Origin of the sequence: uncultured Veillonella sp. (assembly GCF_905209685.1) — a bacterium.
Taxonomy (GTDB): Bacteria; Bacillota; Negativicutes; order Veillonellales; family Veillonellaceae; genus Veillonella.
Genome location: NZ_CAJLUB010000058.1, coordinates 1 through 10,698 on the forward strand (window position 1 = coordinate 1; position 10,698 = coordinate 10,698).

Genomic DNA, 10,698 nt, shown 5'->3' on the forward strand with positions numbered 1-10,698 from the left:
GTAATTAACTTTTGGATATTTGTTTTCTTCGACATATTTTTTTGCTTGCTCTCTTAAATCATTAATTAATGCATTATTGTATTCTTCTTCGTTTAAATCTCTGTGAATATATACGTCAATCGTAGTTGTTTTCAACTTCGTCATAGGTATATAATACAGATTTATATTTGAATTTATATTAATACTTTCCATTCCGTTTCTCCTTTACTGTTTTTAATATATTTTACCCCAAAATAAACCATATGTCAATCATTGAAAATCCTCAAAAATTACATCTATGATGTGATTTTTAGAACTGTCAACGAACTTAAACATAGCTTTCTATATCCCTTAATGTCATATCTCGGTGCAGTGCAAGATTAATTCCGTTTGCAACGGTTTTAGCCGTTCTTTCGATTACGAGGTCAATGTCCTTTGTCGTAACCATAAGCGGTGCAAGCTCTTTTGGTATTTCAACCTTTGATATTGTTGCGGCGTCTATAACGGTCGGTACACCTATCGCAATCACCTTTGCACCAATCGTTTCTTCATTAAGACATTCTCTGTTATTTCCCACGCCAGCACCCGGTTGAATACCTGTATCCGATATTTGTACAGTGGTCGAAACACGTCTTATATCCGCCGCCGCCATTGCATCAACGGCGATAATAAGATTCGGTTTCACCTTTTCGCTTACTGCCTTGATAATCTCCGCAGTTTCAATGCCTGTTGTTCCGAGAACTCCGGGTATCAACGCACATACACCGCTTATATTATCATCAAAAAAATCTTTCATATTCTGTTTTATATGATGTGTCACCAACAACCTTGACACCACTTCCGTACCGAGTGCGTCAGGCGTTATGTCACGGTTTCCGAGTCCTACGACAAGTGTAAGGCTGTCACTTTTTATACCGGTCATTTTACGAATTTCCTCCGAAATAAGAGTGCATACCCTTTCGTATATATCAATACTGTATTTCAAATTCGGCGACTCAATCGTTATATAATTGCCTATCGCCTTGCCAAGTGCCTTACTTCCGTTTTCGTTTGTTATTTCTATATTCGTAACGGTTATTCCGTCCTCTGTACGCACATCGGATATAACACCGTCTATTTCCGTTGCATTTTTCGCCTCACGTCTGCTGAGTTCGTGTGCCTCCACCGCCAAGTCTGTTCTTATATTCTGCATTTATACAATCTCCTTTTTTCATCTATCTTTTGAAAAAACAGAGATTATTATACAAAAAAGAGCGATACGGTTGTATCGCTCATCTTTTCGATTATTTTCCAAGTGCATTGTCTATGTCTGTTTTTAGTTTATCCTTGTCACTGCACTTAAATTCAATAGCCGAGATATTATTTGATGTATCAAGCATAATAAGTGCAGGAGTTTGGTCTTTTACCAATGAGAAGTTTTCAAGTGCCTCAGGATTTTCGTCAACATTTACAAGTTGAAAGTTGATTTTGTCCTTATATTCGTTTTCAAGTTCAGTGTACATTGTGTTTGTTGCGTCAAAGTTATCGTCCGCATTTGCCACAAAGTACATAAATGTAGGAGTTACCTTTTCTGTGCTTTCTGTTTGTGCTGTGTCTGTGCCTGAATCTTTTGTACTTCCGCAGCCTGCAATCATTCCGACTGCCATAACGGCTGACATTGCCAATGCTATAATTTTCTTTTTACTCATCATCATTCTCACCTTTCAATTTATCTTTCATTATATCTAAAGCACGATTTGCTATTTTATTATAGCGTTCGGCTTTATTTCTTATTCTTTCGTTAAGTCCGTCTATAATGCCGAAATTCGCATTCATAGGCTGGAACTTTGTATTTGCAGAATTTGAAATATAAAGCGGTAATGCACCGATACAAGTTTTTGAATCGGGTTCAAACATATCTTTTCCGTTAAGCATAGCCGCCATATTATATCCGGCAAGTATTCCGCTTGACGCCGACTCAACATAACCTTCGACACCGGTTATCTGTCCGGCAAAAAATACTTTTGGGTATTTCTCCATTTGATAATACTTATTTAAAAGCGTCGGAGAATTTATATAAGTGTTTCTGTGCATAACTCCGTAACGCACAAATTCGGCATTTTCAAGTCCCGGAATCATTGAGAACACGCGTTTTTGCTCTCCCCATTTCAAATTCGTCTGAAAACCGACAAGGTTATAGAGCGTACCCTCTTTATTATCCTGTCTTAACTGAACAATTGCATATGCATCATCCTTGCCTGTTTTGGGATTGACAAGACCGACAGGTTTTAGCGGTCCGAACACAAGCGTCTGTTCACCTCTTTTTGCCATAACCTCAACAGGCATACATCCCTCGAAAACCTTTTGATTTTCAAATTCTTTAAGCGGTGCTGTTTCAGCCGTGATAAGCTCGTTATAAAAAGCGGTATATTCCTCTTTTGTCATCGGACAGTTGATATAATCGGCAGTACCTTTATCGTATCTTGCCGCTTTGAAAACTTTGTCTTTGTCAATACTTTCTTCCGTCACAATCGGTGCGGCTGCGTCATAAAAGTACAATTCGTCCGAACCTGTAATTTTCTTTATTTCATCGGCAAGTCCGTCCGAAGTAAGCGGACCTGTTGCGATTATTGTATATTCATCGGGATTGATTTCCGTAACTTCTTCATTAAATACGGTTACACGCGGATGATTTTTAATTTTTTCCGTTATATGCTTTGCAAAAACATCTCTGTCAACCGCCAAAGCACCGCCCGCGGGCACACGGCTTATATCAGCCGCCTCCATCATAACCGAATCAAACATACGCATTTCTTCTTTTAAAAGACCTACTGCATTTTCAATATTGCCAGCTCGTAAGGAATTACTACATACGAGTTCTGCAAATTGATCTGTTTGATGTGCAGGGGAACTTTTAACGGGGCGCATTTCATATAAGTCAACATGAATGCCACGGTTAGCGAGTTGCCAAGCCGCCTCAGAGCCAGCTAGACCTGCGCCAATAACAATAACATTTTTATTATTCAACTGTTGTTTCCTCGTTAGCTTTGCTAGATTTTTTAGAATTCTTAGACTCTTTAGTTTCTTTAGATTCTTTTACAGTTTCTTCACTAGCTTCGCTCTTTTTCTTTCTAGTTTTCTTTGGAGGTCGAGTTGGACAAGCTTCATTGGAACAGAATTTCTTAGTCGTCCCATTTTTATATGTCTTCTCAACCATAATAGAACCACAAGTATCACAGAATTCATGGGTTGGTTTATCCCATAATGTGAAATCACATTGTGGATAACGGTTACAACCATAGAACAAACGTCCTCGACGAGACTTACGTTCTACGATTTCTCCTTCTTTACATTTAGGGCAAGTTACACCTGTCCCTACCGTAATAGGTTTAGTATTTTTACATTCTGGGAAGTTAGAACATGCAAGGAACTTACCATAGCGACCAAATTTATATACCATTGGGCTATGACAGAGTTCGCACGTTTCATCACTTTCCATAGATGCAATTTCGATGCGATCCACATCGCTCGCATCTTCTAGCTCTTTAGCGAATACTTCATAGAAATCAGACAACACCTTTAGATACGTATCCTTACCTGATGCAATAGCATCAAGCTCTTCTTCAAGATCACGAGTAAAACCTGTATTGATGATTTTTTCAAAGTACGCGATCAAGAAATCTACCACTACAAAGCCTAACTCTGTAGGAACGAATTGCTTATTAGTATTCTCTACATAGTTACGACTTACGATTGTATCTAGAATTGGAGCATATGTACTTGGACGACCAATACCGAGCTCTTCCAATGTTTTGATGAGGCTCGCCTCAGAATAACGTGGAGGTGGTTGCGTGAAATGTTGTTCAGACAATACCTGTACAGTATGAGCAGCATCATTCTTTTTAAGCGCTGGCAATTGAGGAACATCCTCTTTTTTAGCATCTTCATAAACAGCACTAAAACCTGGGAAGATTACACGAGAACCTGAGGCTTTAAATGTGTAGTCGTCATGAACAGTCAATTCAATGGTAGTGGATTCATTTTGTTGTGGTGCCATTTGGCTCGCCATAAAACGATTCCAAATCAACGTATATAATTTTAGCTCATCACGACTCAAGAATGGTTCTACCATTTTTGGTGTTAACTCTAATGATGTAGGACGAATCGCTTCATGGGCGTCTTGAGCGGAACCTTTTGCACCATACATGTTAGGTTTAGATGGATAATAATCTTCACCATAGTTACGAATAATATAGTCCTTAGCCATAGCTTGCATTTCTTTAGAAATACGCGTAGAGTCTGTACGCATATAAGTAATCAAACCTACATGACCATAGGAACCGATTTCTAAACCTTCATACAAATGTTGAGCAATCATCATTGTACGCTTCGCACCAAAGTTCAACTTACGAACACCATCCTGTTGCAACGTAGAGGTTGTAAATGGTGGTGCGGCCTTACGAGAGCGCTTACGTTTTTCCACATTCGTTACTACTGCATCGGCACCGCCTATGGCATCGACAACGGCTTGTGCATCTTTTTCAGTAGTAATATCGATTTTCTCGCCTTTAATATGAGTTAATTCTGCTGTGAAAGCCTCTTTTTTAGGCGTTTCAAAATTGCCTTCAATAGTCCAATATTCTTGTGGTACAAAGGCTTGAATTTCTCGTTCGCGTTCACAGATGAGACGAACAGCGACAGATTGAACACGACCTGCGCTAAGGCCCTTACAAACCTTTTTCCATAATAATGGACTTAATTTATAACCTACGATACGGTCTAACACACGGCGTGCTTGTTGAGCATCTACCATGTTCATATCGATAGTCCGTGGAGATTCTAAGGCCTCTGCAACGGCATTTTTCGTAATCTCGTTAAATGTAATACGGCATGTAGACGTAGGATCTACGTTAAGAATGTACGCTAAATGCCATGAAATGGCTTCCCCTTCGCGGTCAGGGTCAGTTGCGAGCAATACGGCACTACTTTCATCGGCATAGGAAACGAGTTCATCTATAACCTTTTTACGAGTTACTAGATTGCTATAACGCGGTGTAAAGCCATGCTCTATATCGATACCCATTTGAGATTTAGGCAAATCTCGTAAGTGGCCCATACTTGCTTTTACCACATAGTTTGGACCTAAGAATTTTTCAATTGTTTTAGATTTAGCAGGAGATTCTACGATAACCAATACTTTGCCATCCGGATTATATACGCGAGGTTCCCGTTGCTCAGGTGGCACAGAGGTTTGTAGCACAGACTTGTCTCGAACAATCCCCATAGGAGTAAGAGCCTCTTTGGCAACCTTACGTTTTATCGTAGTACTCTCTTTTGTAGTACTTTTCTTTTTTGTTTCTTTACTAGTACTAGCTGCTTTTGGCTCGCCAATAACGATAGATCGTTTAATGGACAAGTATATCACTCCTAGTCATATTAATATAGCCTCTCGGCGGTTGATGCTCTATAGCCCCTTCTAGCTCTAACTCTAGCAATAAGGGCTGCAATTGTTGCAATGGAATGTGAGTTACTTTCAAAATATCACTAACAGTAATACATCGATCATGAGGTATTTCACTCAAGATTAAACTCTTATCCAAACTAAAGCTTAACATAGACGACCCATGACTATCAACACCCTTACATGTATTACTCGATAAATCCCCTTCTTTTACATGACTATGTCCCTCTTTCTTTGACGTTGAAAGTTTCTTTTTTGCCAGTAAAAGTTCCTCTTCTGTGGCGAAAAAATTCCGCAATGTTAAATGATACTGTTCCACTATATCCTCGTATCCAGTCAATACAAAAGCACCATTTCGCATAAGAAACTTATTACCATCAGCTGTGTGGTCTAATAGGTTACACGGTACTACAAATACATCGCGCCCTTCACTGACCGCCATATCCGCCGTAATCAAGGATCCACTACTAGACTTAGCCTCTACTACGATTACACCTCGACTAAGGCCACTAATAATACGGTTGCGTGCAGGAAAATGTTTTGCTGATGGCGGTGTGCCTGGAGGATATTCAGATAGAAGTAACCCATTATTAGCCAGTACTCTATCAAATAATTTAGAATTTTCTCTAGGATATACAATATCTAATCCACATCCCATAACAACAATGCCGTACCCCTGACTTGCTAGTAGTCCTTCATGACCATGCGAATCAATGCCACGAGCACCGCCACTCACAATTATAGTACTGTATTTGCCCAATTCTTTACCTAACATTCTCGCCACATTCCGCCCATATAATGAACACCGTCGAGCCCCTACAATGGCAATACGGTTTAACCTTTTATCTAATAAGGCTCGATTACCTCGCATAAACAATATAGCTGGTGGATTATAGATTTGGTTTAACATAGATGGAAAATCTTTATCTAGAAAGGTAGTAACATCCATCTGATATTCGTCTAACTTTTGAATTATATAATCAAGTTTTTCATCCCTAGCCGATGCTGCAATAGCACGTTTGTCAGCTATAGAAATATATGTATACCCTTTTAAATTCTCCACATTTTTAACAGCGTTCCATGCTTCATAAGGAGAACCAAAATCTTCTATGAATCGTCTTACATACGTAGCTCCTACATTATATAAACTCTGTAGGCCTGCAATATAAATAGTATCGTCATATCTTGTCATATCATTACCTATTACCTGTTCTAAATAGCATAGCTTCAGAAATATGATGTGGTTCCACTTGTGGATTTCCCTCAAGGTCTGCTATGGTGCGACCGACCTTTAATATGCGATCAAAAGCACGTCCACTTAAATGGAAATGGTCAAATATATTACCGAGTATACTCCAGGCCTTATCGGTAATATGGCAAAGCTCACCTATAGCCTTATGCGGTACGGCTCCATTAGAGCTAAAATCTAGGCCTTCATACCGTTTCTGTTGCATAGAAGTCGCCATAACAACTTGTTCTCTCATACTTTCACTAGTCATCGTTGAAGACGAAGTATCTAATAATTGCTCTAATGTGGGCCTTTCAACAGGTATGTGCAAATCGATGCGATCCATAATAGGTCCAGATAATCGTTGCTGATAATTTTTAACCATTGTTTCCGTACATACACACTCTTTATACGGATCATGATAATAGCCACAAGGACATGGATTAGCCGCTAAGATACAAATAAAATCGGCAGGATATATGTAATTACCTTGAGAGCGATTGATGGTAATTGTACGTGATTCTAAAGGTTGCCTAAGCGCATCGATAACTTGACGTTGAAATTCAGGTGCCTCATCCATAAACAGCACACCTCCGTGAGCAAGGGTTACCTCACCAGGTCGACCTTGAATACCGCCGCCTACCATACTCGCTAAAGTTGCAGTATGATGGGGATGTCTAAAAGGACGAGTTGTAACCAATCCTGTATCTCCTAATAATCCTATTACATCTTGTATACGACTCACTTCAATGATTTCATTCCATGTCATAGGTGGTAATATGGTCGGCAATCTCTCAGCCATCATCGTTTTACCACCACCTGGTGGACCTATCATAATACAATGATGATGACCTGCAGCACTGATGAGCATAGCCCTTTTACCAAGCTCTTGCCCCTGTACATCACTAAAATCAACTGTATATGTTTGATTAGATTCTGTATCTGCACAATTATTTTTATCAATATAATCTACAGGATCATATGACTCTAACAATTCCGTTGATTGATTATGGATTTGATTTGCCGAACTTGTAGATTTGTTGATAGTCCCTTTATTTCCTTTAACGGTCTTTGATTTAACTAGTTTCTCTAAAATAGAAATAATATGTAGTAATGAAGATTCCCCATAAATGGAAAGCTTTGGTATGGCTTTTAAATTATGACCATTTTCAACACTTGTAAATATAGTGGAATAATTAGAAACCAAGCCTGCAAGGGACATAGCCAAGGTTCCAAAGGTTGGTAGTAGTGAGCCATCCAAAGCTAGCTCCCCCATAAATAAACTGTTTTTTAATAAAGCTGAAATACTAGCTTTGCGCCCCTTTATCTGTCCCGATGCAATGAGAACACCCAATGCAATAGCTAAATCGAGTCCTGCACTACTTTTACGAATCGTAGCAGGTGCTAGATTCACTACAATACGTCTCATAGGGAATTCATAGCCACTATTTTTGATGGCGGCCCTCACACGTTCACGAGCCTCCTTAACAGATTGATTAGGTAGTCCTACAATGTCAAAGACAGGTAAGCCTTGAGATATATCAACTTCCACCGTAATAATACATCCATCTATGCCATGTAAAGTGGCTCCATATAGTTTTGCATACATAGGCAACCTCTCTAAAAGCACTGTGGCAAATAATGAATAGAACTTTGAAAGTCTTCATGTAAGTACACTTCGATTACATCAAAGGATAACTCTTTCCACCTCCGTCTTTTCTGATGAAGATCATATAGAAACAACATAGCGGCTCGTTTTATATGCTTTTGCTTCTTCTTTGTCACTGCCTCTCGAGCCAATCCATGCTGCATTCCACGGCGGGCTTTAATTTCAATAAAATGATAGATTAAGTCTTTTTTAGCAATGATATCTATTTCGCCTAACCGGGTTCTATAATTTGTATCTACTACGGTAAGACCTATCTTTTCAATATATTTAATGGCCAACCGCTCGCCCCATTTACCAAGCTCCTTTGAATCCAATTCATTAAATGCTTTACCTGTACTAATCGTTTTCATATGTACCTCCTATGTTACAGTACCAGTTACAATGACTCACATGTTTATCCAAATCATCTTTAAACATTCAACAGGTAATACTTACTTGTAGCGTAAAATATGGAGACTCTGAAAGTAAATAGAAAAGAGGTTCCTAATAGTCACATCGGTGACCAATAGGAACCTCTTTACGGTTATAAACTATACACAATTTGTATGATAAATCTAATTTAATATAATCACTCAGGTTTAACCCAACGAACGATAGATTTAATAGGCTCAAAGCTCTTGCGATGTAGTGGTGTTACACCTTGCTGTTCAACAGCTTCTTTATGTAACTCAGTATAATAGCCTTTATGAATGCCGAATCCATAACCAGGGTATTCTTCATCGAGGCTCTTCATATATCGATCTCGCGTAACCTTTGCAATGATTGATGCGGCAGCAATATTAGCGCTTTTACTATCGCCCTTAATAATAGATTCAACAGGAATCGTCAGATCAGGCAATTTCATAGCATCAGCTACTACTGCTTCAGCTGGTACGCTGAGCGTGCGAATCGCTTCATACATCGCTTGTCTCGTTGCTTCATAGATATTGAGCTCATCAATCTTTTCTGGGCCGTACGAAATGCAGCTAACTGCTACGGCTTCGTCCATGATGATATCGTAGAGGGCCTCACGCTTTTCTTCTGTTAGCTTTTTAGAGTCATTAAGGCCTGGAATTAAGGTCATAGGCGGCAAGATAACAGCAGCTACCGTTACAGGCCCCGCAATAGGACCTCGGCCTACCTCATCGACACCGGCCACATGATAGATACCTTGATCATAGAACATGCCTTCATAGTCATACATGCCCATGAGACGTTGCTGTTCTTTTAACTCTTTTTCTTGACGTTTAATATAAGAAACAGCTAATTTTTGTACCGAGCTACGATCGTCCTCTTGAGCCAATGGCAAAATTTCTAAGGCTTGTTCAGTTTCAAAGAGAGCCTTTATTTCTGCAACCTTTAATTTAGAAAAAACATCCTTATCCATTTTGTGTTTCCTCACCATCTTCAGGATAATATGGTTCTTCATCTACTTTGTCGAGTGTAATTGTACCAAGTTTAGTATTACGATAATCTTGCAAGATGATGCGGCGTGCTTTATCAAAATCTACTATGCCACCACTTACGAGGCAACCACGACGACGGCCGATACTTTCAAGAATCGTATCTACATCCGTCATCTCTTCTTCTTTTAATTTATATCGCTCCACCAAAATATTAGGTGTATTCGTCAACAAGTGATTAATTAATTGTTTAATAACATGTTCTAAATCATACACATCATCAGAAACAGCACCAGTCATAGCAAGGCGAGCTGCAGCGCGTTGATCTTCTAATTTAGGCCATAATACACCTGGTGTATCAAGCAATTCAAGGTTTTTACCAATTTTAACCCATTGTTGACCACGTGTATGACCTGCTTTGTTAGCTGTACGCGTTGCTGCAGAACCAGCTAAGGAGTTAATCAACGTAGATTTACCCACATTAGGAATACCTAAGATGATGGTACGTACAGAACGACTGCGAATGCCTTTTGCGACCCAACGGTCAATAATAGGCTTGCTCAAACGCTCTACAGTAGATATTAATTTCTTATTACCCTTGCCAGACTTAGAATCGATAGCCAATACCGTGATGCCTTGTTTAGTAAAGAATTCAGTCCATTCCTTTGTGGCTTTAGGATCTGCTAAATCTACTTTATTTAACAATACGATATGAGGTTTCTGACCAACGAGTTCAGTGATTACAGGATTGGCACTAGAACGAGGAATACGCGCATCGAGTAACTCGATAACTACGTCTACCTTTTTGATATACTCCGTAATCATACGTGTGGCTTTCGCCATATGCCCAGGGAACCAATGTACGATAGGTGAATCTGCCATAGTATTTCCTTTCTACATCTAAATTTTAGCAAAAATAAAAGGCTGCCAACGGCAGCCTTTTATGAACATTAGCGTTTTTCGCGAATACGAGCAGCTTTACCAGTAAGGTTACGTAAGT

Annotated in this window: 10 protein-coding genes; all 10 read right to left on the reverse strand. The window is 39.3% G+C overall.

Annotated elements, in window-relative coordinates:
* Window positions 1-192, reverse strand: a 192-nt coding sequence (locus QZ055_RS05555; RefSeq protein WP_295825174.1) for a hypothetical protein, incomplete at its 3' end; no start/stop codon positions are given.
* Between the two features lie 115 nt (window positions 193-307).
* On the reverse strand, window positions 308-1,171 hold the full coding sequence (gene gpr, locus QZ055_RS05560; RefSeq protein WP_295825176.1) for a GPR endopeptidase: 864 nt from the start codon (window positions 1,169-1,171) through the stop codon (window positions 308-310).
* Window positions 1,172-1,262: 91 nt separating this feature from the next.
* The gene (locus tag QZ055_RS05565; protein ID WP_295825179.1) at window positions 1,263-1,670 is read right to left on the reverse strand and encodes a circadian clock KaiB family protein; all 408 of its coding nucleotides are present in this window, start codon (window positions 1,668-1,670) and stop codon (window positions 1,263-1,265) included.
* A complete protein-coding gene (trmFO, locus tag QZ055_RS05570) occupies window positions 1,660-2,985 on the reverse strand; it encodes a methylenetetrahydrofolate--tRNA-(uracil(54)-C(5))-methyltransferase (FADH(2)-oxidizing) TrmFO (RefSeq protein ID WP_295825181.1) in 1,326 nt (441 codons plus the stop codon). Before trmFO ends, QZ055_RS05565 begins: the two co-directional genes overlap by 11 nt.
* On the reverse strand, window positions 2,978-5,374 hold the full coding sequence (gene topA / locus QZ055_RS05575; protein ID WP_295825183.1) for a type I DNA topoisomerase: 2,397 nt from the start codon (window positions 5,372-5,374) through the stop codon (window positions 2,978-2,980). The genes trmFO and topA overlap by 8 nt, the downstream gene beginning before the upstream one ends.
* Window positions 5,364-6,611: a DNA-processing protein DprA gene (gene dprA / locus QZ055_RS05580; RefSeq protein WP_295825184.1), complete on the reverse strand. Its 1,248-nt coding sequence runs from the start codon at window positions 6,609-6,611 to the stop codon at window positions 5,364-5,366. Before dprA ends, topA begins: the two co-directional genes overlap by 11 nt.
* 4 nt (window positions 6,612-6,615) lie before the next feature.
* The gene (locus tag QZ055_RS05585; protein WP_295825187.1) at window positions 6,616-8,256 is read right to left on the reverse strand and encodes a YifB family Mg chelatase-like AAA ATPase; all 1,641 of its coding nucleotides are present in this window, start codon (window positions 8,254-8,256) and stop codon (window positions 6,616-6,618) included.
* Window positions 8,257-8,267: 11 nt separating this feature from the next.
* Window positions 8,268-8,666 (reverse strand): YraN family protein, encoded by a 399-nt coding sequence (locus QZ055_RS05590; protein ID WP_295825189.1) that lies wholly within the window; start codon window positions 8,664-8,666, stop codon window positions 8,268-8,270.
* A 218-nt stretch (window positions 8,667-8,884) separates the two neighbouring features.
* The gene (locus tag QZ055_RS05595; RefSeq protein WP_295825191.1) at window positions 8,885-9,682 is read right to left on the reverse strand and encodes a ribonuclease HII; all 798 of its coding nucleotides are present in this window, start codon (window positions 9,680-9,682) and stop codon (window positions 8,885-8,887) included.
* Window positions 9,675-10,580, reverse strand: coding sequence for a ribosome biogenesis GTPase YlqF (gene ylqF, locus QZ055_RS05600; protein ID WP_295825193.1), 906 nt, complete (start codon window positions 10,578-10,580; stop codon window positions 9,675-9,677). Before ylqF ends, QZ055_RS05595 begins: the two co-directional genes overlap by 8 nt.
* Window positions 10,581-10,698 lie beyond the last annotated feature (118 nt).